Source organism: Pseudomonas sp. LBUM1646 (assembly GCF_059716165.1).
In genome coordinates this window covers 3,751,274-3,776,497 of the sequence record NZ_CP166810.1, presented here as the reverse complement: position 1 = coordinate 3,776,497, position 25,224 = coordinate 3,751,274, and the positions used below count along the sequence as shown (strand labels likewise).

General features: G+C 61.4%; 21 protein-coding genes. 7 read left to right on the top strand and 14 right to left on the bottom strand.

Going from position 1 to position 25,224, the window contains the following annotated elements; all coding sequences use genetic code 11:
* The first annotated feature begins 42 nt into the window (after positions 1-42).
* On the top strand, positions 43-2,154 hold the full coding sequence (locus ACA071_RS17265; RefSeq protein WP_497640259.1) for a hybrid sensor histidine kinase/response regulator: 2,112 nt from the start codon (positions 43-45) through the stop codon (positions 2,152-2,154).
* A gap of 120 nt (positions 2,155-2,274) precedes the next feature.
* Positions 2,275-4,902, top strand: coding sequence for an excinuclease ABC subunit UvrA (locus tag ACA071_RS17260; RefSeq protein WP_497640258.1), 2,628 nt, complete (start codon positions 2,275-2,277; stop codon positions 4,900-4,902).
* 111 nt (positions 4,903-5,013) lie between these two features.
* On the opposite strand, the gene ACA071_RS17255 is transcribed toward ACA071_RS17260, so the two are convergent.
* The 6 genes from ACA071_RS17255 to ACA071_RS17230 are packed head-to-tail and all read right to left on the bottom strand — an operon-like array spanning position 5,014 to position 10,435.
* Positions 5,014-6,957, bottom strand: coding sequence for a PAS domain-containing hybrid sensor histidine kinase/response regulator (locus tag ACA071_RS17255; protein WP_497640257.1), 1,944 nt, complete (start codon positions 6,955-6,957; stop codon positions 5,014-5,016).
* Positions 6,947-7,822: a sensor histidine kinase gene (locus ACA071_RS17250; RefSeq protein ID WP_497640256.1), complete on the bottom strand. Its 876-nt coding sequence runs from the start codon at positions 7,820-7,822 to the stop codon at positions 6,947-6,949. The genes ACA071_RS17255 and ACA071_RS17250 overlap by 11 nt, the downstream gene beginning before the upstream one ends.
* The gene (locus tag ACA071_RS17245; RefSeq protein ID WP_497645330.1) at positions 7,815-8,819 is read right to left on the bottom strand and encodes an ATP-binding protein; all 1,005 of its coding nucleotides are present in this window, start codon (positions 8,817-8,819) and stop codon (positions 7,815-7,817) included. Before ACA071_RS17245 ends, ACA071_RS17250 begins: the two co-directional genes overlap by 8 nt.
* On the bottom strand, positions 8,816-9,220 hold the full coding sequence (locus ACA071_RS17240; protein WP_123508486.1) for an anti-sigma regulatory factor: 405 nt from the start codon (positions 9,218-9,220) through the stop codon (positions 8,816-8,818). Before ACA071_RS17240 ends, ACA071_RS17245 begins: the two co-directional genes overlap by 4 nt.
* On the bottom strand, positions 9,217-9,579 hold the full coding sequence (locus ACA071_RS17235) for an STAS domain-containing protein (protein ID WP_059405963.1): 363 nt from the start codon (positions 9,577-9,579) through the stop codon (positions 9,217-9,219). The genes ACA071_RS17240 and ACA071_RS17235 overlap by 4 nt, the downstream gene beginning before the upstream one ends.
* A 4-nt stretch (positions 9,580-9,583) precedes the next feature.
* Positions 9,584-10,435: an STAS domain-containing protein gene (locus ACA071_RS17230; RefSeq protein ID WP_497640255.1), complete on the bottom strand. Its 852-nt coding sequence runs from the start codon at positions 10,433-10,435 to the stop codon at positions 9,584-9,586.
* Positions 10,436-10,761: 326 nt separating this feature from the next.
* Here ACA071_RS17230 and ACA071_RS17225 point away from each other — a divergent pair, with 326 nt between their 5' ends.
* Positions 10,762-11,025, top strand: a complete 264-nt coding sequence (locus tag ACA071_RS17225) for a hypothetical protein (protein ID WP_497640254.1) — start codon at positions 10,762-10,764, stop codon at positions 11,023-11,025.
* A 55-nt stretch (positions 11,026-11,080) separates the two neighbouring features.
* Here the strand turns inward: ACA071_RS17225 and ACA071_RS17220 are convergent, their stop codons facing one another.
* Positions 11,081-11,602 carry a DUF4142 domain-containing protein gene (locus tag ACA071_RS17220; protein WP_497640253.1) on the bottom strand — a complete coding sequence of 174 codons (522 nt, stop codon included), beginning with the start codon at positions 11,600-11,602 and terminating at the stop codon, positions 11,081-11,083.
* Positions 11,603-11,819: 217 nt separating this feature from the next.
* On the opposite strand from ACA071_RS17220, the gene ACA071_RS17215 reads away from it, so the two are divergent.
* A complete protein-coding gene (locus ACA071_RS17215) occupies positions 11,820-12,062 on the top strand; it encodes an HP1242/YdcH family protein (protein ID WP_497640252.1) in 243 nt (80 codons plus the stop codon).
* 100 nt (positions 12,063-12,162) lie between these two features.
* Positions 12,163-12,405 carry a hypothetical protein gene (locus ACA071_RS17210; RefSeq protein WP_497640251.1) on the top strand — a complete coding sequence of 81 codons (243 nt, stop codon included), beginning with the start codon at positions 12,163-12,165 and terminating at the stop codon, positions 12,403-12,405.
* 92 nt (positions 12,406-12,497) lie between these two features.
* On the opposite strand, the gene ACA071_RS17205 is transcribed toward ACA071_RS17210, so the two are convergent.
* From ACA071_RS17205 to ACA071_RS17195, 3 genes are all read right to left on the bottom strand, one after another.
* On the bottom strand, positions 12,498-13,565 hold the full coding sequence (locus ACA071_RS17205) for an SMP-30/gluconolactonase/LRE family protein (RefSeq protein ID WP_497640250.1): 1,068 nt from the start codon (positions 13,563-13,565) through the stop codon (positions 12,498-12,500).
* Positions 13,562-14,707 (bottom strand): sterol desaturase/SRPBCC family protein, encoded by a 1,146-nt coding sequence (locus tag ACA071_RS17200; RefSeq protein WP_497640249.1) that lies wholly within the window; start codon positions 14,705-14,707, stop codon positions 13,562-13,564. Before ACA071_RS17200 ends, ACA071_RS17205 begins: the two co-directional genes overlap by 4 nt.
* A 95-nt stretch (positions 14,708-14,802) precedes the next feature.
* Positions 14,803-15,666 (bottom strand): LysR family transcriptional regulator, encoded by an 864-nt coding sequence (locus ACA071_RS17195; RefSeq protein WP_497640248.1) that lies wholly within the window; start codon positions 15,664-15,666, stop codon positions 14,803-14,805.
* A gap of 318 nt (positions 15,667-15,984) precedes the next feature.
* Between ACA071_RS17195 and ACA071_RS17190 the strand changes: the two genes are divergently transcribed.
* The gene (locus tag ACA071_RS17190; RefSeq protein WP_497640247.1) at positions 15,985-18,618 is read left to right on the top strand and encodes an MGH1-like glycoside hydrolase domain-containing protein; all 2,634 of its coding nucleotides are present in this window, start codon (positions 15,985-15,987) and stop codon (positions 18,616-18,618) included.
* A gap of 101 nt (positions 18,619-18,719) precedes the next feature.
* Here ACA071_RS17190 and ACA071_RS17185 read toward each other — a convergent pair whose 3' ends face one another.
* The 4 genes from ACA071_RS17185 to ACA071_RS17170 all read right to left on the bottom strand — a co-directional run bounded on the left by ACA071_RS17185 (position 18,720) and on the right by ACA071_RS17170 (position 23,850).
* On the bottom strand, positions 18,720-20,438 hold the full coding sequence (locus ACA071_RS17185) for a hydrogenase maturation protein (RefSeq protein ID WP_497640246.1): 1,719 nt from the start codon (positions 20,436-20,438) through the stop codon (positions 18,720-18,722).
* A gap of 178 nt (positions 20,439-20,616) precedes the next feature.
* Positions 20,617-22,464, bottom strand: a complete 1,848-nt coding sequence (locus ACA071_RS17180) for an amidohydrolase (RefSeq protein WP_497645329.1) — start codon at positions 22,462-22,464, stop codon at positions 20,617-20,619.
* Positions 22,465-22,760: 296 nt separating this feature from the next.
* The gene (locus ACA071_RS17175) at positions 22,761-23,075 is read right to left on the bottom strand and encodes an SCP2 sterol-binding domain-containing protein (RefSeq protein WP_019690779.1); all 315 of its coding nucleotides are present in this window, start codon (positions 23,073-23,075) and stop codon (positions 22,761-22,763) included.
* 64 nt (positions 23,076-23,139) lie between these two features.
* The gene (locus ACA071_RS17170; protein ID WP_497640245.1) at positions 23,140-23,850 is read right to left on the bottom strand and encodes a histidine phosphatase family protein; all 711 of its coding nucleotides are present in this window, start codon (positions 23,848-23,850) and stop codon (positions 23,140-23,142) included.
* A gap of 206 nt (positions 23,851-24,056) precedes the next feature.
* Between ACA071_RS17170 and sohB the strand changes: the two genes are divergently transcribed.
* A complete protein-coding gene (sohB, locus tag ACA071_RS17165; protein ID WP_497640244.1) occupies positions 24,057-25,079 on the top strand; it encodes a protease SohB in 1,023 nt (340 codons plus the stop codon).
* Positions 25,080-25,224 lie beyond the last annotated feature (145 nt).

Sequence of the window (25,224 nt, the reverse complement as noted above, 5' to 3'; positions counted from 1 at the left end):
CTCGAAACAAACGGATGCCATTACAGGACACAGAGTCAGTCAATGCAGTTTCTATCGGATAGCCACGGATGTGCCGGCTGGAATGGCGAAATGGCCGGACGCATTCGCGCGTTCGACTGGAGCCTGACCGAGCTTGGAAATATCGATAGCTGGCCACGAAGCCTGAGCAGTGCCGTGCAACTGATGCTCGCTTCACCCTTGCCGATGGTGATGCTCTGGGGGCGGGCGGGTTACATGATTTACAACGACGCCTACTCGGTCTTCGCCGGTGGCCGCCATCCTTACCTGCTGGGTTCGCCGGTGGAACTCGGGTGGCCGGAAGTCGCTGACTTTAACCGCCACGTGGTGGATACCTGCCTGGCGGGCGGCACCTTGTCCTATCGCAATAAAGCCTTGGTGTTGTTGCGCGATGGTGTTCCCGAGGACGTCTGGCTGGACCTCTATTACAGCCCGGTCGCCGACGATGACGGGCGTCCTTCTGGCGTCATGGCGATGGTGGTCGAGACCACCGCGCATGTCATTTCCGAACGCCGGCGCCAGGAAGCCGAGGACGCCTATCGGGCCGACAACGAACGGGTGCGCCTGGCGCTCAATGCGGGGGCCTTGATCGGCTCGTTCGTCTGGGACATGGAGGCCAACGTGTTGTCCGGGGACGAGCGTTTCGCCCGCACATTCTCCTATCCCCCGGAGCACAGCCTGGCCGACCTGCCATCGAGCATCGCCGAATCACGGATTCACCCTGACGACCGCAGCTGGGTTCAGGAACAGGTCGACCAAGCCGTGCAAACCGGGGCGCCTTACAACGCCGAATACCGAGTGCTGCGCCCCGATGGCAGCTATTTGTGGGTGCTGGCCAGCGGCTGTTGCGAGTTCAATGCACAGGGCAAGGCGTTTCGTTTTCCCGGGGTGTTGATCGACATCCACGAACGCAAGACCGCTGAAGAATCCTTGCTCAAGTTCACCCGCAACCTGGAGCAACAGGTGGCCGATGAAGTCGGTGCACGGCTGGCGGCGGAGGAGCAATTGCGCCAGGCACAGAAGCTTGAAGCGATCGGCGGCCTCACCGGCGGCGTGGCCCATGACTTCAACAACCTGCTGCAAGTGATTGCCGGCAACCTGCATTTACTGGCCCGCCACGAACCGGACAACGCCAACGTGCAGCGCCGGGTCAGTGCCTCGATTGCGGCGGTCGAGCGCGGGGCCAAACTGTCTTCGCAACTGCTCGCGTTCGCTCGACGTCAGCCATTGTCGCCGGCCGTCTGCGAACCACGGCAGATCTTCGATGGCCTGGGGGAGTTGTTGCAACGGGCGCTGGGGGAAACCATCCAGATCAATGTGGTCGTGGTCGACGATGCCTGGCGCCTGCATGTGGACCGCAATCAACTGGAAAACGCCATCCTCAATCTGGCGATCAATGCCCGCGACGCCATGAAGGGTGAGGGCACCATCGGCCTGAGCGCCGAGAACATCGTCCTGGACCAGCGGTTCTGCGCGGGCAAGGGCATCGTTGCCGGTGACTACCTGCGCGTGACGGTGACCGACGCGGGCGCCGGTATGGCGCCAGAGGTATTGGCGCAGGCATTCGAACCGTTTTTCACCACCAAGGCCGACGGCCAGGGCACCGGTCTTGGCTTGAGCATGGTGTTCGGTTTCGTCAAGCAGAGCGGCGGGCATATCGAGATCTCCAGTGTGACCGGCGAAGGCACGCGAGTGCAGCTGTATTTCCCGCGCAGCCTGCGGCCGTTGCCCAATGAAACACCGCTTCAGGCGCAGCAGCAGCGGGGCGGACATGAAACCGTTCTGGTGGTCGAGGACAACGATGCGGTGCGTGTTGCGGCGGTGGAGTTGCTGCGCGAAGAGGGCTACCAGGTGCTGACCGCCAGCAACGGCGACACGGCCATGCAGATGTTGCTGGAAGGCGTGGCGGTGGACATCATTTTTACCGACGTGGTCATGCCCGGTCTGATCAAAAGTTCGGACCTGGCGGCCTGGGCCAAAGTGCAGGAACCTCCGGTGGCGGTGCTGTTCACCTCGGGGCATACCCGCGACATCATCTCGCGCAATCACCAACTGAGCCCGGATACACATCTGCTCAGCAAGCCATATGGGCCGGAGGCGCTGACCCGGATGGTGCGCACAGTTCTCAATGGTTAACACATAACCCCGTAGGACCAAGGCTTGCCCGCGATGGCGTCCTCGAGATTGCCATCGCGGGCAAGCCTTGCTCCTACAGATAGCAGCGTCCTTCAATGCATCTTGAATTAAGGCTGGCCCATGACTTCAAAGCGCACCTCAACCCCTCCTTCCGGCATGGTCAGGGTGCGCGGCGCCCGGGAACACAACCTCAAGAACGTCGACGTGGATATTCCTCGCGACGCGCTGGTGGTGTTCACCGGCGTATCCGGTTCGGGTAAGTCGTCCCTGGCGTTCTCGACCCTCTACGCCGAAGCGCAACGGCGCTATTTCGAATCCGTGGCGCCTTATGCCCGGCGCCTGATCGATCAGGTCGGGGTGCCGGACGTCGACTCCATCGAAGGCTTGCCACCGGCCGTGGCCCTGCAACAACAGCGGGGCACGCCGAGTACCCGCTCTTCGGTGGGCAGCGTGACCACGTTGTCGAGCCTGATCCGCATGCTCTATTCCCGCGCCGGCAGTTACCCGCCGGGGCAAACGATGCTCTACGCCGAAGACTTTTCGCCGAACACGCCGCAAGGTGCGTGCCCCGAATGCCATGGCCTGGGGCGGGTCTATGAAGTGACCGAAGCGCTGATGGTCCCGGACCCGAGCCTGACCATCCGCCAACGAGCCATTGCCTCCTGGCCGCTGGCCTGGCAGGGGCAGAACCTGCGCGACATCCTGGTGACCATGGGCATCGACGTCGACATTCCCTGGCGCAAACTGCCGAAAAAACAGCGCGACTGGATTCTCTTCACCGAAGAAGCCCCCACCGTGCCGGTGTACGCCGGGCTGACCCCGGAAGAAACCAACGTCGCCCTCCAGCGCAAAATGGAACCGAGTTACCAGGGCACGTTCACTGGCGCCCGGCGCTACATCCTGCACACCTTCAGCCATTCCCAAAGCGCGCTGATGAAGAAGCGCGTTTCGCAATTCATGCTCGGCAGCCCCTGCCCGTTGTGCGACGGCAAACGCCTCAAGCGCGAAGCGTTGTCGGTGACCTTTGCCGGCTATGACATCGGCGAACTGTCGCAGATGCCCTTGTTGCAAGTGGCCGAGGTGCTGAAACCGGTGGCGGCGCACAGTTACCTCGAACAGGCCGATGAGCCCGGCGAAGTCCTGACCCATGACCAGACCCGCGAAGCCCGCGTACAGCGCGTTGCCCACGGCGCCAGTGGTCACGCCAATGCGCCGGATGTGCGCCACACGCCGAACCTGTCGGTGGAGAAGCGCCTGGCGGCGCAACGCATTGCTCAGGATTTGCTGGAGCGGGTCAGTACCCTGACCGATCTGGGCCTCGGTTACCTGGCGCTGGAGCGCAGCACGCCGACGCTGTCGTCCGGCGAGTTGCAGCGTCTGCGTCTGGCGACGCAATTGGGTTCGCAATTGTTTGGTGTGATCTACGTACTGGATGAGCCTTCGGCGGGTCTGCATCCGGCGGATGGCGAGGCGTTGTTCGAAGCCTTGCAACGTCTGAAAGCGGCGGGTAACACGTTGTTTGTGGTCGAGCATGATCTGGAAACCATGCGCCGCGCAGACTGGTTGATTGATGTCGGGCCAGCAGCCGGGGAGCATGGCGGCCACATTCTCTACAGCGGGCATCCTTCGGGGCTGGAGCACGTCAGCGCTTCCCAGACCCGCACCTACCTGTTCGCCGAGCAGGTCACGGCACCTCGCGTTATTCGCAAGGCCAAGGATTGGCTGCGGCTGCAAGGCATCACCCGCAACAACCTGAACAACCTCAGCGTCGAGTTCCCCCTGGGTTGCTTCACGGCGGTGACCGGCGTCTCGGGTTCCGGCAAGTCGAGCCTGGTCAGCCAGGCGTTGCTGGAACTGGTCGGCGCGCATCTGGGACGAACGGCCAGCGAACCGGAAGAACTGAGCCTTGAAGACGATGCGCCACAAGTCAGCGGCGGTCAGGTCTCGGCGGGGTTGGAGTCGATCAAACGCCTGGTGCAAGTCGATCAGAAACCCATCGGCCGCACGCCGCGTTCGAACCTGGCGACCTACACCGGGCTGTTCGACAACGTGCGCAAACTGTTCGCCGCCACCCCCGAGGCCCAGGCCGAAGGTTATGACGCCGGGCAGTTTTCCTTCAACGTCGCCAAGGGCCGTTGCCCGACCTGCGAAGGCGAGGGGTTTGTCAGCGTCGAGTTGCTGTTCATGCCCAGCGTCTACGCGCCATGCTCGACCTGCCACGGCGCCCGCTACAACCCGCAGACCCTGGCCATCACCTGGCAGGGCTTGAGCATCGCCCAGGTCTTGCAGCTGACGGTGGACGAAGCGGTCACGGTGTTTGCCGAGCAGCCGGGGATTCGTCGCTCGCTGGAGGTGTTGCGGGATATTGGCCTCGGCTACCTGCGCCTTGGTCAGCCGGCGACCGAGCTGTCCGGCGGCGAAGCCCAGCGGATCAAACTGGCGACCGAGCTGCAACGCAACCAGCGTGGCGCGACTCTGTATGTGCTCGACGAACCCACCACCGGTTTGCACCCCCGGGACGTTGATCGGTTGCTGGAGCAGCTGGACACACTGGTGACGGCGGGGCACACGGTGATCGTCGTCGAGCATGAAATGCGCGTGGTGGCCCAGAGTGACTGGGTGATCGACATCGGGCCGGGGGCGGGTGATCAGGGCGGCAGGATTGTGGTGGCGGGTACGCCGCAGACGGTGGCCAAGAACAAGAAAAGCCGCACGGCACCGTTTTTGGCCAGGGTGCTGTACCAATGATCGTTCCCACGCTCTGCGTGGGAATGCAGCCCGGGACGCTCTGCGTCCCACTGGAACGCGGAGCGTCCCTTGAGGCATTCCCACGGGTCGCGTGGGAACGATCAGTAACTGTCAGGCGCCGTCGAGGGTACGCCGAACCTTATCCAGCAATTCACTGATCTGAAACGGCTTGACCAGCATGTCCATGCCTTCACCCAGGAACACCTGGCGATTAAGCGCATTCTCCGCATAGCCAGTCATAAACAGAATCGGCAAACCTTCACGCCAACCCCGGGCGACGTCCGCCAGTTCCCGCCCACTCATGCGCGGCAAGCCGACATCGGTGAGCATCAGGTCAATCGACGGGTCGTTCTGCAGGCGCTCCAGCGCCGATTCGATGTCGCCCACCTGAGTGCAGCGATAACCGGCGTCCACCAGCACCTCGGCAACGAACATGCGCACTGAAGGCATGTCCTCGACAATCAGCACATGTTCGCCCGAGCCTTGGGAATCGATGACCACCGATTGGGTTTCGGTCGCTGTAGGATCGGCGCTGGCCGGCAGCATGATGGTCACTTCGGTGCCGTGCCGGGCCACGCTGCGGATATGCGCATCGCCGCCGGACTGCCGGGCGAAACCGTAAATGGTCGACAGCCCCAACCCGGTGCCTTGACCCAACGGCTTGGTGGTGAAAAACGGATCAAATACCTTGTCGATCACACTGTGCTCGATGCCCGTACCGTCATCGCGTACCGCCAACGCCACATACGCGCCATCGGCCAGATTGGGGTCGCCGTGGGAATAGGCGGCGTAGGTGCTGACCCAGATATTGCCGCCCTGGGGCAGCGCATCGCGGGCATTGATCACCAAGTTGAGCACGGCGCTTTCCAGCTGGATCGGATCGACCAAAGCGATGGCCGCTTTGGAGGTCAGCTCCAGCCTCAGGGTAATGCGTTCGCCGATGGTGCGAATCAGCAATTCTTCAAGCGAGCGGATGTTCTCGTTGATGTCCACCGGCCGGGTATCGAGTGGCTGTTGGCGAGCGAAGGCCAGCAGGCGATGGGTCAGGGACGCGGCGCTCATGGCCGAGTTCAGCGCAGCCTCGGCGTAGAACTGAACCTTGTCGGTGCGCCCATCGGCCACGCGTTTCTGGATCAGTTCCAGGCTGGTGATGATGCCGGTGAGCAAATTGTTGAAGTCATGGGCGATACCGCCGGTGAGCTTGCCCAGCGCATCCATCTTCTGCACTTGCAGCAGTTGCGCTTCGGTGCGCACCCGTTCGGCGACTTCCTTGGCCAACTGCGTGGTGGCGTCGTCGAGCCGGGCCAGGTGCGAGCGTTCGCGGTGGCGGTGTTCGGTGACGTCCTCGACGAACACCAGGCTCAATTCCGGCGTGCGATACGGCGAAATCTGCCACTCGGTTTCGCGCACCTGACCTTCGACCCGCATGTTCAGCGTGCCTTTCCAGCGCTCGCCGTAGGCCAGGCGCAGGCGCAGTTCATCAATCACCGCGCCCTGATCGTCGGCAAAGCACTCGCGCAGGGTGTCCGGGTCGAGGTTGTCCTGAATCAGCTGGGCGAAGGCGTGATTGCATTCGTGGACTTTCAACGTCGCGTCCATCACCGCAATGGGTGCCGAGACGTTGGTGAAAATCTCGCGGAACCGCGCCTCGCTTTCGCGCAAGGCATTTTCGGTGTCGCGCACTCGCAGCAAGGTGCGCAGGGTCGCGAGCAGCACGTCCGGGTCTACGGGATGGATCAGATAAGCATCGGCGCCCGCATCGAGGCCGGTGATGATGTCGCCGGTCTGGATCGAGGCCGCGGACACATGAATCACCGGCAGCAGCGCGGTGCTTGCTTCGGCGCGCAGTTTGCGCACGATGTCGAAGCCGCTCATGTCCGGCAGGTTGACGTCGAGGATCAGCGCGTCGATCCGTTCGCTATCGATCAACGCCAGGCCATCGCTGCCGGTGCCGGCTTCGAGGATGGCGTAGCCGTGGCGTTCCAGGCGCCGGCGCAGGGCGTAGCGGGTGGCGACATTGTCGTCGACGATCAACAAACGGATGTCACGTTTCATCGGCGGGCTCCACGGCAATGGCCAGCGGGATGATCACGAAAAAGGTCGAGCCGGCGCCCGGTGTGCTCTGCACCCCGACTTCGCCCCCCAGCAGCGCGGCGAAGCGTTTGCACAGCGACAGGCCAAGCCCGGTGCCGCGCAGGCGTTTTTGCAAGGGTGAATCAACTTGAGAAAAGTCCTCGAACAATGCGCCATGTAGTTCCGGGGCGATACCTATTCCGGTGTCGCTGACGGCGAAGCGCACGTGATCGCTGTTTTCCAGTTGCGCCGAGACCCGGACTTCGCCGCGAGTGGTGAACTTCAGCGAGTTGGAAATGAAGTTGCGCAGGATCTGCGCGAGTTTTTTGTCGTCGGTGTACAACCGCGGAATGCCGACCGGTTCTTCGAAAATCAGGTCGACCGCACTGCCATCGACAATCGGCCGGAACATGCCGCGCAGCGCGGCGAACAGGTCGAGCATGTCGAACCAGGCCGGGGAAATGCTGATGCGTCCGGCCTCGATCTTCGCCAGGTCCAGCAGGTCGTCGACCATGTCGCTCAACTCCCGCGCAGCACCGCTGACGAACGCCACTTGCTTGTGCTGCTCGGGGCTCAACGGGCCGTCGAGTTCATCGGTCAGCAGGCCGGTGATGCTCAGGATCGAGCCCAGCGGCGTGCGGAACTCATGGCTCATGTATGACAGGAAGCGGCTTTTCAGGTCCGAGGCCTGGCGCAGTTGCTCGGCCTGTTCATCGAGTTCGGCGTAGAGCGCCAGAACCCCCTGGTTGGTTTCATCGAGCTCATCGCGCAACGCCGTGGCTTCGCTCTGCAATTGGGCGATCAGCGTCGCTTGTTCGTCCAGCGTCAGGTTGGGTGACTCAGCCATGGGCGGTCTCCAGGGCAACGACCAACACCGTTACATCGTCCCGCCCGCGACAGAAGTCGCGGTGCAGGACGGCGGCAATCACGGCGGGGTGGCGGTGCACCAGGCCGGGGTAATCTTGCAGGTTCCAACGGGACTGCAAGCCGTCGCTGTACATGATCAATAGGTGTCCGTTCACTTGAGCATAGTCAAAGGGTTGGGCCTTCCGGTATTGCCCGCCGACGATGCCGGGGTGGGAGGCCAGGCCACGGGATTTGTCTGGGGCGATCAGGCTGGCGCCGATGTTGCCGATACCGACAAACTTCAAGGCATCGCCGTCGAACTGGGCGAAAGCCGCTGCACCGCCACGGGTGCCGGTCATGGCTTGGTGCATGTCCTCAAGCAATAGCGTCGGTGAGGCAAATGGCGCCAGGGCGAAGATTTTCTCACCGGCGCGGGCGGCGCGTTCGGCTTCTTCGCCATGGCCCAGGCCGTCGATCACCAGGGCGCTGATGCAGGCCCCGTCGAAGGCCAGGTGCCAGACATCCCCGCACGCCGGGTCGTTGTGCAGCGAATGCTGGCTGATGCCGATACGCCGGTCCGGCGCCTTGTCGGTGCGCGGGTACACGCGAGTCAGCAGTACGGCGCCCCGAGCGTCGGCGTAGACATCAAACACTTCCGTCTGGCGCGACACAGCGCCCAAACCGATGCCTTGGGTGCCGCCAGTGGAAAATCCATCGGTCAGGCACGCCTGCAAATCGAAGCCGCCGGCACGGTCCACGGCGAGGATCTCGATACCGACGCCGGTCGGGCGGGGCAACGTTCTTATATGCAATTCGCCCCGGGTAGCATGCTTGAGGATGTTGCTCGCCAGTTCCGTGACCACCAGTGCCACACGCCCGGCGTCGGTGGCGTCGAAGCCGTGTTGTTCCGCAAGCTTTTGCGCGGTGCGCCGGGCGTGACCGATTTGACTGCTGTCTTCGATCGGCAGCACCAGGGTCAGGGTTCCGCCAATGTTCATGTCCATCGGGTAATCGTTATGCGAGTGCCTTTGCCAGGCTCGGTTTCCAGCTCGAACTCTTCCACCAGCCGTTTAGCCCCGGTCAGCCCAAGTCCAAGGCCGCTGCCGGAGGTCCAGCCGTCGGTCATGGCCAGTTTGATGTCAGGAATCCCCGGTCCTTCGTCACGAAAGGTCAGGCGCAGCCCGGTGCGCGCGTTCTCGTCGAGGATCTGCCAATCCATGTCGCCACCACCGCCATAGACCATGGTGTTGCGTGCCAGCTCGCTGACGGCGGTCACCAGTTTGGTCAGATCGATCAGGCGCATGCCGCACTCCTGGGCGAGTTTGCGCGCAGTCTGCCGTGCCAGGACCACGTCCTGCTCGATCTGAATCGGTTGGCTGCCGCTACTGCGCACGGTCATTGTTCGCGTACTCGGGCCTGCAGCAGTTTCATCCCGCGCTCGACGTTCAACGCGGTGCTGACGCCGGGCAGGGTCAGGCCGAGTTCCACCAGGGTGATCGCCACGGCCGGTTGCATGCCCACCAACACCGTTTGGGCATCCATGATTTTCGACAGGCCGGAGATGGTCCCGATCATCCGGCCGATAAACGAGTCAACCATGTCCAGCGCCGAGATATCGATCAGCACGCCCCGGGCCGAAGTGCGGCTGATGCGTTCGGATAAATCGTCCTGAAGGGTCAGGGCCAACTGGTCATGCATGTCGACCTGGATGGTCACCAGCAAGAAGTCGCCCATTTGCAGAATCGGAATGCGCTCCATCGGCTTATACCGCCTTGCTGACGGTCATTCCCAGCCGGGTCAGGGCCAGTTTCAGGGCATCGGCCAGGTTGGCCTTGGTGACCACGCCGTGCAGGTCCAGGCCCAGGTGGACGATGGTTTGCGCGATCTGCGGACGCACGCCGCTGATGATGCAATCGGCGCCCATCAGGCGAATGGCGGTGACGGTCTTGAGCAGGTGTTGCGCCACCAGCGTGTCGACTGTGGGCACGCCGGTGATGTCGATAATGGCGATTTCCGAGCCGGTGTCGACGATCCGTTGCAGCAGCGATTCCATCACCACCTGGGTGCGTTGCGAGTCGAGGGTGCCGATCATCGGCAGCGCCAGCACACCGTCCCAGAGCTTGACCACCGGGGTCGACAGCTCCAGCAGTTCTTCTTGCTGACGCTTGATCACCGCTTCGCGGGATTTCTGGAAGGTGCGGATGGTGTGCATGCCCAAGGCATCGAGGAGCTCGGAGACTTCCCAGAGTTGTTCGGCCAATAGCGCCGGATTGTCTTTGTACTCGGTTTGCAGCAGGCCAAACATCGGCCCTTTGAGGGAAAAGATGAAACTGGCGGTCTGTTGCGAGTCCTGGCCGAGCAGGGCGCGGCTATGGGAGAGTTTTTCGAGGAACTGACGGATCTCGTCCCAGCCCGGCGCCGCGATATTCTGCCCGTTGCCGCGCTCCAGCCCGGTAATGATCAACTGCAGGAAATCGGACGTCTGTTGCTTGAGGTCTTGCTCCTTGATGTTGCGCGTGGCACCACTGGCCTCGAGGCTGTTCGTCCATTCGGCGAGCACTTGCGCCTGGGTTTTCTTCATCGCATCGAGTGTGTTGCTGTGCAGTGCCGCCATGTGTCTTGACTCCATGAAAGTGATGGCCGATGCCCCAAAAATTGACCGGCGCAAATCAGTGACATTTGCCGTATGAAATAGTTGTTCGCTCGCGGCGGGATTTTTCTTCCTTCACTCTAGTAGGAGCTGCCGAAGGCTGCGATTTTTTGGCTTTGTTCTTGATCTTCAACGACTCAACCGACACCAAAGATCAAAAGATCGCAGCCTTCGGCAGCGCCTACAGGGGATCGTGCTTCATGGGATTGAACCCTGCGCCGGGTATGGCTTCGAATCCTCATGGCCCGACTGTTTCCAGCCGTGCATCTGCAGTGACGAACGAGGTACCTATGAAAGAGCAATCCCAGCAACAGGATCAGGCCGGGACGCCGGTTGATCGCAATGACCCGGCGATTGACCCGCAAGTTCCGGGTGAAGGTGAAAGCGGGCACGATGAGAAAACCGCCGAGCCGGAAAGCGCCGACACCGCGGTCGACCAGAAAAATCGCCACACCGACAACGACAACGAATTCAGCCCCGGTTTCAAACCACATCCCGACCGGCCAAAACCCGGCGAGGACACCGATGCCGATATCGACACCGATGGGGGCTAGGCGCAGGTGAAAAAAAACCGCATCGACAGGATGCGGTTTTTTTGTCGGGGGTTACTTACTTGCTTGGATGCGCCGCTTGCAGGGCTTTGGCCGCGTCCAGATGCTTCTCCAGCGCCGGCAGCATTTTCTGCGCGAAGCCTTTGAGTTCAGTGGCACCCGGTTTTTTGTCGTCGGTCACTGTGTCGGCTTCTTTCTTGAACAGCGCGATGGTTTCTTCGTGGGCCTTCACCTGATTGTTGGCGTAGGCCGCATCGAAGGATTCATCGCGCAGGTCGAGGATTTTCGCCTTGGCCTGCCTGACCAGCGTCGTGCTGTCCGGCACCTCGATGTCATGCTTTTTCGCCAAAGCCGCCAGTTCATCGTTGGCCTTGGTGTGGTCGGTGATCATCATGTTGGCGAACGATTTGATGTCCGCCGATGAGCTTTTTTCCAGGGCCAGTTTGCTGGTTTCGACTTCAGCGATGCCGCCCGCAGCGGCGTTGTCGACAAAGTCATTGGAAGTGGCCGCGAAAGCGGTGCCCATGCTGGTGCTCAAGGCAACGGCCAGGGCGAGGTGGCGCAGGGTGAATCCGTCCATTGGTTATTCTCCACACGGGTTTTATAAGCGATCGAGGTGATCGTTATTCAATGGAGGTGGCGACTCGACGAAAGGTTTGATCGCAAATGCAAAACGACGACGAACGGCCACCGCTGGTCTGACAGGAGGTCGACAGAACCGGGTAACCAAGGCCATTCTGATGGTTGGTGAACGCAATCGATCGCGTTTGCTACCGATCAACAAACGGAGGTGTTCCATGCCGGTGCCACACAACCTTTATCTGGACCTGAACATTCCAAAGGAAGTTATCCAGCAAAAACGCACCAAGGATCCGTTACTGGATTCACTGATCAACAAGTATTCGCAAGCCGACGCCGAGGTGGTAAAGGCTGAAACCGCCCAATCGGACGCCCCCAGCGACGACGCACTGAAAAAGCTCAAGGAACAGCGATTGCAGGTCAAGGACAAGATCGTCAAACAACTCCAGGCGTCTTCCTGAACCACCGACGACCGGTGACTGAATAATTGGAACGGCGATAAGACCGGCACCTCGAAAGTACAGAGTCTTACCATTCATGACTCGCTTCAGAGGTGCCTTCATGACTCATCCCAAATTCCCAAGCGAAGAACAGGGCGGGTATGACCCGATTCCGACTCATCCTGAACCGTTGAGCCCCGGCCGCACGACCGTCCACCCCGAGGACGAACCGGGCATCGACGAACTGCCAAACAACGAAGGCGCCAAGCCGATGGAACAGCGCGACGGCACCGACCTCGACCCTGAGCGAGTGCGCGAAGAAACCGACAATGCCGAGCGCGATGGGGAGATGGATCCGCGTTGATTCAAGGATCAAAAGATCGCAGCCTTCGGCAGCTCCTACAGGGGAACGCGTGTAGGGGCTGCCGAAGGCTGCGATCTTTTGATTTTGATCTTTTAGTGAAGTGCCTTTTCCAAAGGCAACCGCACCATGTGCTGCGCTTTCAACGAGCCGAAATACAACCAGTCCCCATACTCACGCACCGTCGTAATCGGCGAATAATTGCCGCTGCTCGCATCCTGCAAATTGGCAATCACCTTGCCGTCCAGGTCCAGCCCCAACGCAAACGCCCGTTTCTCCACCGGTTTGGGCAGCACCATAATCATCTTGCGTACGAACGGGTGCGGCGCCGTGGCATCAAGCAGCTCATTACGAGGCGCATACAGCGCTACCCAAAAGCGATCACGGCCATTGAACGCCAGGTTGTCCGGCAACCCCGGCAAGTTGTCGATAAACACTTCATGGGTCCCGGCTTTTGGTCCGCTCAGCCAATAACGGCTGATGCGATAGGCGCCGGTTTCGTTGACCAGCACAAAGGCATCGTCGGGCCCGAGGGTGACGCCGTTGGCGAACTCCAGTTTGTCCAATAGCACGCTAGTCTTGCCGGTCTGGAAGTCATAGCGCAGCAAACGACCGTCGCCGCCGTGTTCGATAATCGCCTCGCCATCCTTGCCATAGCCCCAACGGCTCGAAGCATCGCTGAAATACGCGTAGTGCCCCGGCTTGTCGATGGCCACGTCATCGGTAAAACCGAAGGGCACGCCATTGGCCGCAGTGGTCAAGGGGATCAGCCGACCCTGGGCGTCGAGGGACAGCAAGCCCTTGACCCCGTCAGCGATCACCAGCAAGCCATTGGGATGCCGGGCCAGCCCCAACGGCCGCCCGCCGGTGTCGGTCAGCACCTTAGTGACCTTGCCATCGAGGCTGCTGCGAATCACCCGGCCGTCGTGCAAACCGGTGATCAACAGGTCGTTTTCCAGCAAGAACGCCTCTGGCCCGTCAATGTCGGAGGCGCCGACACGCTCCACGTCTTTGAGCCGCTGATTGTCGGCATACACGCCGCTGGTCAGTGACGGCGCCGGTGCCGGTGTCCAGGCCACCGGCTCGACTTTGCTCGGCATTAGCAGCAAAAACGCGGCGATGGCGACGATCAGCAACAGCACAAACCTGAAGACTGATCTCACACGCTCACTCCCGCCGGGGCCAGGTGCCGTTGCGCCCTGTCGCGCAGCGCCAGCATCGACGCCGCCGACTCATGCTCGATCCGCCGTTTCAGTAGCAACTGATTGGCGATGCGCATGCCCAGGCCGCTGAACTGATAATCCAGGGTCCGGACAAACCGTGTGCCGTCGCCAAAGGCCTCGCATTCGTAGGTCACCACCAGCGACAAACCATGATCGCCCCGAGCCTGGGCACTCCAGCGCCGCCCGGGCAAATACTCCTCGACCTCCCAACTCAAATGGCCGTCGCGCCCACCGGCGCGGATGTCCTCTTCGAAGTGCGACCCCGCGTGCAGCGGACCGCCCTGGCCGGCGACCTTCAGCGACGACGGATGCCACTCCGGCCAACGAGTGACGGTGCTGGCGTAGGCGAGTACGGCAATCGGGTTTCCGGCAATGTCGATCTGGTGCTGCATGCGGGTCATGGGCGTTCTCGTCGGGTGCGGGTTGGCGTGCTCCGGCTCCCAGTACAGGGTGCCGAACAGGTAGTCCATCAGCGGAAACACGATATTGAAGTTGCGCTCCTGCATCACCTCGCGACGGTGATGCAGTTCATGCAGGCGGCGCATCTGGCGGATCCACGGCAACCGCGTAATCGGGTTGCGCGGCGGCAAGTGCTCGCAGGCATGGAACACTTCATAGGTCAGGTAACCCAGGACCATGCAGCCACCGAACAACCCGGCGACGTTGGCGTTGACCTGTGAAAACAGCCACCAGAGCGGCAGAGTGATGACCACGGTGTGAACCACGATCAGCCAGGCCGGGAACAGAATCACCCGCCAGTCCCGGGCGCTGTCGTAAGTCATGTGGCGGGGGGTGAAAAAACTGTGATGGTCGCCAGCATGCCGGGCGTAGAACATCCGCGCGAAGCTCTTTTTGTGGTGACCTAGGTGGCGATGCACCATGTACACACCGAAGTTGAAGAACAACAGTGTCAATGGCACCGCCAACCATTCCAGCGGCTGGACCTGCTGCACCGTGCGCCAGAACCCGCCAATGGCGACGATGCCGAACAGCAGCACGAAGACACCGTGCAGCCACGGGTTGTAGAGCCGATGAATGTCGGCACGGTAACGGGTGCGAAATGCCTGGGTGGTCTGCCTCACTGCGCTCACCTGTGATTGTTGTTATCACAGCAGATTAGCCGATCCGGCCGTGCAGGCTTGGCGAACCTCGATGGCACAAGCGCCACTTGATGGACTCAGCTCAACGGGTTCCAGCGTTGGGACCAGTCATCGTCGGTCTTGATCACTTCGCGCAGCAGGTCGAACGCCTGTTGCAGGGTCGCCGAATCCCGGTCCCGGGAGTAAACCAGGTAGGTTGGGTAACTGAACTCAGGGGCCTTGGTCACGGCTTCCAGCACGCCGCTTTCCAGGTAACTCTGCACCACGCGGGTGCGGAAATACCCACTGCCGCCGTGCTCCAGCAGGTACTGCAGGGCCAGCGGGCCGAGGTTGAAACTCAAGGCGGCCTTGGCTTTCTCCGGCAGGGCGGCATCGTGCTGACGACGGAAGTCCGGGCCCCAATCGATATAGACGTACGGGTCGGGTTTGCCGGCCAAGCGCACGAGGATCAGTTTTTCTTCCAGCACCTGCTCCACTTGCAGGCGCGGCCAGTACTCGGGCTGATAGACCAGCGCCGCATCGAGCACACCCAGTTCCAGTTGGCGCAGCAGGTTTTCACCGTCGCGGATCTCCATGCGCAGGGCATGGCTGGGGATCTTCTCCCGCAACTCGGCGGCCCAACTGAGCATCAGCGGATTACACAGGCTAACTTCGCCACCGATGTGCAACACGTCGCGGTAGCCTTCGGGCAATGGCAGGTCCCGGCGCGCGGCTTCCCAGGTTTGCACCAGTTGATTGGCATAGACCACAAAGGCCTCGCCGTTCGGCGTCAGGCGGGCGCCGGCGCGATTGCGCACGAACAGGGTGCTGCCCAATTGGCTTTCGAGTTTTTGCACTCGCGCGGTGATCGCGGTCTGGGTCACGTGGAGTTTTTCCGCGGCGGCGGCGAGGCTGCCGTGGCGGACGATTTCCAGGAAGGTGCGGGCGAGGTCGATGTCCATGGGGTGGCCGGTGCGGGAGGTGGGGGCATTGTAAGAGGAGCCATGGCCTTCGCCTATCTCGAAGCTTGCCTTTGTAGCAGCTGTCGAGCACCGCGAGGCAGCGTTCGGCGGCGAAGCCGTCGTAAAACCAGACACCTCGGTGTGTCAGGTAAATTGAGGTGGCAGGGTTGACGACTGCTTCGCAGCCGAACGCTGCCTCGCGGTGCTCGACAGCTGCTACGGGCAATTTGCGGTGATTCCAAAGTGTCAGAGTTTTCACATTTCCCCCAAGCCCTGCGCACTACACTGCAACCGTCTCCCGCCCCAACGGACCACCCCATGCCGGCAAAACCCGTGACCAACATCCTCGACACCCCTGAAGGTCAGCGCCTGGCCGGCAACGAGGCCCCGGATTGGCGCGAGTGGGGCCCTTACTTGAGCGAACGGCAGTGGGGCACGGTGCGCGAGGACTACAGCCGCGACGGCGATGCCTGGCGCTATTTCCCCCACGAACATGCCCGCAGCCGCGCCTATCGCTGGGGCGAGGATGGCCTGGCCGGGTTCAGCGACAAGGCCCAGCACTGGTGCCTCGGCCTGGGCTTGTGGAACGAGCGCGACCCGATTCTCAAAGAGCGCCTGTTCGGCCTGAACAACAGCGAAGGCAATCACGGCGAAGACGTCAAGGAGCTGTATTTCTTCGTCGACGGCGTGCCGAGCCATGCCTACATGCGCATGCTCTACAAATACCCGCAGACCGAATTCCCTTACGCGGACCTGGCCCGCGAAAACGCCCACCGTGGCCTGGCCGATACCGAGTACGAAATCCTCGACACCGGTGTGTTCGACGACAACCGTTATTTCGATGTGACGGTGGAGTACGCCAAGCACACCGCCGACGATGTCTTCATGCGCGTCACCGTGCATAACCGCGCCGATCAACCGGCGCGCCTGCGCGTGTTGCCGCACCTGTGGGCGCGCAACACCTGGAGCTGGGTCGTCGCTGGGGAAAAACCGAGCCTGACGCTCGACGGCGATCAGGTTCTGGCCCGGCATCCACAACTGCCCGACCGCCAAGCCACCGCGTGGGGCGAGGCTGATTGCGAATGGTTGTTCTGCGAAAACCAGAGCAATTTCCCCAAGCTCGACGGCGTGTCGGCGCAAGGTCCGTTCAAGGACGGGATCAATGATTTTATTGTCGAGGGCGCCGCTGATGCCGTGCGCCGTGACAGCGGAACCAAGGTCGCGGCGCATTTTGTACTGACGTTTGAGGCCGGCCAGACCCGCAGCGTGTTCCTGCGCTTTGCGCCGGCCGGTTCCCCGCACGTCAACGCCCGGACCTTGTTCGAACGCCGCCGAGCCGAAGCCGATGGTTTCTACGCCGCGCTGCAAGCCGAGATAAAAGACGCCGACGCGCGCAACGTGCAACGCCAGGCCCTGGCCGGTTTACTCTGGTCGAAACAACTCTACTATTTCGACGTCAACCAGTGGCTCGACGGCGACCCGACACAACCCGCGCCGCCCCCCGAGCGCACGCACATCCGCATCACCCATTGGCGACACCTGTCGAATTTCGACATCGTCTCCATGCCTGACACCTGGGAGTACCCGTGGTACGCCTCGTGGGATCTGGGCTTTCAAGCGGTGGCGTTCGCGCTGATTGATCCGGGCTTCGCCAAGCATCAATTGCTGCTGCTGGTCAAAGACCGCTTCATGCACCCCAACGGCCAGTTGCCGGCCTACGAATGGCGCTTCGACGACGCCAACCCGCCGGTCCACGCCTGGGCTTGCTGGCGGGTCTATCAGCAGGACAAGGTGTTGACCGGGGCCGGGGACATGGACTTCCTCGAACGGATTTTCCACAAACTGCTGCTGAATTTTTCCTGGTGGGTCAACCGCAAGGACGCCGAAGGTCGCAACCTGTTCCAGGGCGGTTTTCTCGGCCTGGACAACATCGCATTGTTCGACCGCTCGGCGCTGCTGCCGCCCGGTTATCAACTCGATCAGGCCGACGGCACGGCGTGGGTCGCCGCGTATGCGCTGGACCTGATGCGCATCGCCCTGGAACTGGCCAAGCGCAACAGCGTGTACGTCGACATCGCGGTGAAGTTCTTCGAGCATTTCCTCTACATCGCCGGGGCGATCAACAAGATCGACTCCGAGGCCGAAGGCTTGTGGGACGAGCAGGATCAGTTTTTCTACGACGTGCTGCACCGCCCTGACGGGGTGAACGAGCCGTTGCGCTTGCGCTCGATCGTCGGCCTGATGCCGCTGTTTGCCGTGCAGGTGCTGGAACAGCACGAACACGAAGGCTTGCCCGGTTTGCGCGAGCGTTTACTGGGCTTTATGCGCCATCGCCCGGACCTGGCCAGCCTGGTGTCGCGCTGGACCGAACCCGGCGAAGGCAATCGCATGTTGCTGGCGCTGTTGCGGGGTGAACGGACCAAGGACTTGCTCAAACGCATGCTCGACGAGGGCGAGTTTCTCTCGCCGTTTGGCATTCGCTCTCTGTCCAAGGCCTTCGCCGAACAACCTTTTGGCATCCGCATCAACGGCGACAGCCTATGCGCCCGGTACGAACCGGCGGAATCCGAATCGCGGCTGTACGGCGGCAACTCCAACTGGCGCGGGCCGGTGTGGATGCCGATCAATTACATGCTGATCGAATCCTTGCGCGAGTTTCACCGGTACTACGACCAGAACTTTTCGGTGGAATACCCGACGGGGTCGGGGTTTCTGGCGTCGCTGGAGGAGGTCGCGGACAGCTTGAGCCAGCGGCTGACCAAGCTGTTTCTGCGAGACGAAGAGGGTAATCGGCCGTCGATGGCAGGCTATGCGCAGTTGCAGGCGGACCCGGCCAGCCGCGATCTGGTGTTGTTCCATGAATACTTCCATGGCGAGACCGGGCGTGGGTTGGGGGCGAGTCATCAGACGGGGTGGACGGCGTTGGTGGCGTTGCTTTTACAGCCGCAATGATCGTTCCCACGCTCCGCGTGGGAATGCAGCCCGGGACGCTCTGCGTCCCCTTGGAACGCGGAGCGTCCCTTGAGGCATTCCCACGCGGAGCGTGGGAACGATCAGTTGGCCAATTCAATCTCCGGAAGCCGCGCCCACTGCGCCACCAACCGCGACGGCGTGCCACACGCCTTGCGCTTGAACACGAAATTGCCGCACTTCTCGGCGAACTGCTTGCGGTTCTGCACCATGTCCAGGTGCATCTCTTCCAGCTCCGCATTCCGGCAATGCTGCATCAGTTGCGTATCGCTGCGACCCTTGCGCTCACGAATCGCCGCATACGCCGGATCACTCAACGCGCCATTGGCCCGTTGCAACAACCACAGACCGAACTCATCGGGGCAACGCGGGCCGATTTCCTGGACCATGCCCAGTTCCAAGGCCTGGATCGTGCTCACCGGCAGGCATTGTTCGGTCAGTTGTTCCGCCATGGCCTGGCCGACGGCGCGGGGCAGGCTGTAGGTCCAGTATTCGGAGCCGTACAGACCCATGGTTTTGTAGTGCGGGTTGAGCACGATTTCGGCGCGGGCGAACACGATGTCGGCGGCCAACGCCAGCATCACGCCGCCAGCCCCCGCACTGCCGGTCACGCCGCTGACCACCAATTGCCGGGCCGTCAGAAGTTCTTCACAGACGTCGTCAATCGCCTGAATATTCGCCCAGGCTTCCAGCCCAGGGACCTCGGCGGCCTGAATCACGTTCAGGTGCACACCATTGGAAAAACTGCCGCGTCCACCCTTGATCAGCAAAACCTGGGTGTCCCGGGCCTTGGCCCAGCGCAACGCCTCGACCAGTCGTTGGCACTGCTCGGTGCTCATGGCGCCGTTGTAGAACTCGAACGTCAGTTCGCCGACCTGCCCTGACTCGCGATAACTGATCGGTTGATAGGCCTCAAGGTTGAAAGGGTTGGAGGCGATTGACCAGTCGAGGGTCGGCACCTCACGCAATTGCCGGGCGAGCACATGCCGGGCCGGGCATTTGAAGGTTTCTTCGCCGGGCAGCGGTTTGCGCCGCAATGAGCCGATCCACACACTGTGATCACCGGTAGCCACCAGCACCGCATCATCATGCACCGCCAGAATTTCCCCCGGCGTACCGCTACGCGAGTCCAGATGCGCGTCATACAGGTAGTACTGACCGCCGGCCAGACTGGCCAGCACACCCGGCTGACCATCGGCGGCGTCGATGCTGCGTTTGATGAAGCGCGAGCAGTCGTGCCAACTGAAGGTGCGGTCGGCCTGTTTCATATTCGGCTGCAAGCGGCCCAGCACTTGATGCTGGCTGTAGTCCACCGGCACCGGGACAAAACCGGCGATGAATTTTTCCACCACTTCGCGGATGCAACGGATCGCCGCGTCGCTGACCCGCCCGTTGTACAACTCGGACTTACGCAGGCCCTGGGGCAGGTTGAATTCGCAGGTGGCCCAAACCGGCCCGGCGTCCATTTCTTCTACCGCTTGCAGTGCGGTGACGCCCCAGCGTTCAAGCTCGTGGGTAATCGCCCAGTCCAGGGCGCTGGCGCCACGATCACCGACGATGCCCGGATGGATAATCACCAGCGGGCGTTTGGGGTTGCTCCACAGGTGTTGTGGCACCCGGTCCTTGAGGAATGGGCAAATGACCAGGTCGGCGCCGGACTGTTCGATCTGTTCGCACACCGCATCTTCGTTGGTAAAGAGTACGACGCTGGGAGAATGCCCGGCCTGGCGCAATTCCAGCCAGGCCCGTTGGGTCAGGCCGTTGAAGGCCGATGACAGCAGAATGATCTTCAGTGAACGCATGATTGCCTCTTCCTTGAGAATGTTCAGCCGCGACTCCCAATGAGCCGTCCCTGGCTTTCGATGGAAGCGCGATAGTAGTGATTGCAGGAAGGTTGGCTACTGACCGGGATCAAACATGTGTGAGCGAGTGTTCATTGTGGGAGCGAGCAAGCTCGCTCCCACTGGGGATTGTCAGTGTTTAGAAGGCGAAGCAGGAGCAACCAAACGCGCCCCAGAACCCTTGAAAGTCACTGACCGGCGCCGACGACAACCGCGCCCGTTGGTGGCTGTGGGCATGCACCGCGCACGCGCCGATACATTGGTGAACCTGCGCCGTCAGCGGTGCCAATGGCTTCCAGTGCCCCGGCACTTTGGTTACCGGCGACCACTCGGGTACCACCGGGATCGGCGGTGGTGACAGTTTTTCAAACTCGACACTGCCGTAGACAATCTTGCCATCAACGATGGTCAACACCGACTCGATCCACTTGATCCCTTCGTCCTCGATGTGGAAGTAGTCCGCGGACAGCGCAATCAAGTCGGCCAGTTGCCCGACTTTGATCTGGCCTTTCTGCCCCTGCTCGGAAGAGAACCAGGCGCTGCCATGGGTGAACAGCTCCAGCGCCGTGTCGCGGCTCAAGCCTTGCGGGTACAGCTCCAGACCGCCGACGGTGCGGCCGCTGACCAGCCAATACATTGAGGTCCACGGGTTGTAGCTCGACACCCGTGTGGCATCGGTGCCGGCGCCGACCGGAATGCCTTCGGCCAACATGCGCGCGATGGGTGGTGTGTGTTCGGCGGCTTTGGCGCCATAGCGGTCAACGAAGTATTCGCCCTGGAACGCCATGCGATCCTGAATCGCAATGCCGCCGCCCAAGGCTTTGACCCGTTCGATGTTCTGCGGGGTGATGGTTTCGGCGTGATCGAAGAACCACGGCAAGCCGTCGAACGGAATGTCGCGGTTGACCTTCTCGAACACGTCGAGCATGCGGCTGATGGATTCGTTGTAGGTCGCGTGCAAACGGAACGGCCAACGCTGCTCGACGAGGTGGCGCACCACCGGTTCCAGTTCCTGCTCCATGGTTTGCGGCAGGTCCGGGCGCGGCTCAAGGAAGTCCTCGAAATCCGCCGCCGAGAACACCAGCATTTCCCCGGCGCCGTTGTGCCGCAGGAAGTCGTCGCCCTGGCCGTAATGAGAGGTGCTGGTCCAGTTCTTGAAGTCGGTCAGTTCTTCCTTGGGCTTCTGGGTGAACAGGTTGTAGGCGATGCGCACCGTGAGTTGTTTATCGTCGGCCAATTGCTGGATGACCTGATAGTCGTCCGGGTAATTCTGATAACCGCCGCCGGCATCAATGGCGCTGGTGACGCCCAGGCGATTGAGTTCGCGCATGAACTGGCGAGTGGAGTTGACCTGGTGTTCGAGCGGCAGTTTCGGCCCCTTGGCCAGGGTCGAATAGAGAATCATCGCGTTCGGGCGGGCGATCAGCATGCCGGTCGGATCGCCGTTCGAGTCGCGGACGATCTCGCCGCCGGGCGGGTTCGGCGTGTCGCGGGTGTAGCCGACCACTTTCAGTGCGGCGCGGTTGAGCAGGGCGCGGTCATAAAGGTGCAGGACGAACACCGGGGTGTCCGGCGCGGCTTTGTTCAGTTCTTCAATCGTTGGCAGGCGTTTTTCGGCGAACTGGAATTCGTTCCAGCCACCGACTACCCGTACCCATTGCGGCGTGGGTGTACGGTCGGCCTGGTCCTTGAGCATCCGCAAGGCATCGACCAGCGATGGCACGCCTTCCCAGCGCAGTTCCAGGTTGTAATTAAGGCCGCCGCGAATCAGGTGCAGGTGCGAGTCGTTGAGGCCGGGAATCACCGTGCGCCCGTGCAGGTCGATGATCTGCGTGCCGGGGCCTTGCAGGGCCATCGCCTGGGCGTCGCTGCCGACCACCACGAAGCGTCCGTCCTTGATTGCAACGGCACTGGCCTGGGGTTTCTTGCGGTCGACGGTGTGCAAGCGACCGTTGTACAGAACCAGATCGGCCGGGGCATCGGGCATGGTTTTACTCCCTGCGAATAGTGGGCTGACCCAGGCACCGACGGCGCCTGCCGAAAGGCCTTGCAGTACACGGCGGCGGTTGAATCCGTCGTGGTCGTCAGGTGGGCTCATGGCAGTGTTCTCCGCTCAGTTCTTCATAAAAGAAAAAGGGATTGAACAGCCGATGTCTGACGCATGCGGCCAGAAGGAATATAGACCGCAAATCAGTTTCCCGACGCCCAAACGCAAGAATCCCGCCACAAGGGGCGGGATTCGTGTGTAGCCAGAGAGGCTCCCCAGTGCAGGGAGCCGTCATCTTACGACGGGAACAGCTCGGACAGTTTCATCGCCAGCATCATGTCGCCTTCAGCGCGCAGTTTGCCGCCCATGAACGCTTGCATGCCGTCGGTCGAACCGTCGACGATGCCTTCCAGGGTTTCGCCGTCCATCACCAGCGTGACCTGGGCGTCCGGGTTTTCGCCTTCTTTGAGCTCGCAGGTGCTGTCTTTGACGATCAGCGAGAAGTTCTTGGTGTCGTCGATGCGGAAACCGAATACCAGGTCCAGACCGGCAGCGGCGGCTGGGTTGAACTTGGCTTTCATTGCTTGTACGGCATCAGCTACGGAGGTCATGGTTCGATCCTTTCTTGGTTAATTACAGCTGGATGATTACAGCCAGGGTCACAATAGTCCGGACTCAGCGAAACGTGATGAGTTCCGGGGCCTTCAGCAGTTGCAGGTGTGCATGACTGTTGAAGGAAGCCAGAGCCACCTCGCGACCACGGAACTTCAGTTGGTTGAGCGAGGTGTTGACGATTTGCCAGTTGAGCTCAAAGGCCTGCCGGGCAGGCATTTGCGTAATGAGGTGGAGCAGGGCAGTGATGGTGCCGCCGGAGGTGAACACGGCGATTTTCTGGGTGTTGTCGGCCTGTTCGAGAATGCGATGCAGACCGGCCTGCACACGTTCGACAAAGCCTAGCCAGCTTTCCAGCCCCGGTGTGTCGTAGGTGCCGGCCAGCCAGCGCTCGATGATCAGGGCGAAGATGCGCTGGAACTCGGCGCGGTTTTGCGCGGCGTTGCGCAGGATCTCCAGCGCTTCGGGCTCGTCTGCCAACATGGCCGGGAGCAGGGCGCGGATCACCGCGTCGGCATCGAATTCGTTGAAGGCGGAATCGGTTTCCAGGGTCGGTACCGGCAAGCCCACGGCGGCAAATTGTTCCAGCGCGGTGGTGGCTGTGTGCTGCTGGCGACGCAAGTCTCCGGCGAGGCAGCGATCGAAGCTGACACCCAGCTCAGCGAGGTGCTGGCCGAGGATTTCTGCCTGGCGGATACCGGTCGGCGACAGGACGTCGTAGTCGTCTGCACCAAAGGAGGCCTGGCCATGTCGAATCAAGTAGATGCTGCCCACGTCCGCGTCATCCCGGTACGTTGAAGGTTTGGCGAGGTTATGAGGATGGCCGTGAGCTGTCAATGAAAAAACATACGCTTGTTTGAAATGCCCGTTACAGGCCTGTTGCCAGAGGTTTCACGGCTGGCCCCAAAGGCGGGGCATGGGTATGCTGGAGTCATCCCGCGCGCGCGTTTAAGCGGCGCATCGTTTTGAAGGAGTCCTGTGTGGAGTTTTTTGCCGAGTACGCCAGTTTCCTGGCCAAGACCGTGACACTGGTGATCGCCATTCTGGTAGTCCTGGCCAGTTTCGCGGCATTGCGCAGCAAAGGTCGGCGCAAGTCGGCCGGTCAGTTGCAGGTCAGCAAACTCAACGATTTCTACAAAGGCTTGCGCGAACGCCTGGAGCAGTCCTTGCTGGACAAGGATCAACTCAAGGCCCTGCGCAAGTCCCAAGCTAAAACCGAGAAAAAACAGAAGAAGAAACCCGAGGCCAAATCCCGGGTGTTTGTGCTGGATTTCGACGGCGACATCAAGGCCTCGGCCACTGAAAGCCTGCGCCACGAGATCACCGCGCTACTGACCCTCGCTACGCCCAAGGACGAAGTGGTCCTGCGCCTGGAAAGCGGCGGCGGCATGGTTCACAGCTACGGCCTGGCGTCATCGCAACTGGCGCGTATCCGCGACGCAGGCGTGCCGTTGACCGTGTGCATCGACAAAGTCGCTGCCAGCGGCGGCTACATGATGGCGTGTATCGGCGAGAAAATTATCAGCGCACCGTTCGCCATCCTCGGTTCCATCGGCGTGGTGGCGCAGTTGCCCAACGTCAACCGCTTGCTGAAGAAACACGACATCGACTTTGAAGTGCTGACCGCCGGCGAGTACAAACGCACCCTGACCGTGTTTGGCGAAAACACCGAGAAGGGCCGGGAGAAGTTCCAGGAGGATCTGGACATCACCCACGCGCTGTTCAAGAACTTCGTCGCCCGCTATCGCCCGCAACTGGCCATCAACGAAGTCGCCACTGGCGAAGTCTGGCTCGGTGTCGCTGCGCTGGACAAGCAGCTAGTTGACGAGCTGAAGACCAGCGACGAATACCTCTCCGAGCGCGCCAAGGGCGCCGAGTTGTTCCACCTGCATTACGCTGAACGCAAGAGCCTTCAGGAACGCGTCGGCCTGGCGGCCAGCGGCTCCATCGACCGCGTGTTGCTGAGTTGGTGGAGTCGCCTGACCCAACAGCGCTTCTGGTAACTTCGATATGAGCCCGGCCAATTTAAGTGGCCGGGCTTTTTTGTGGGCGGTCTATTTGTTTTTTTAAAGGGCGGCACAAGTTGGAAGTTTGCAGGTGGTATATATGTATTGCTTGCGTTTGAATTGTTGATTTGTTTGTGGTGGT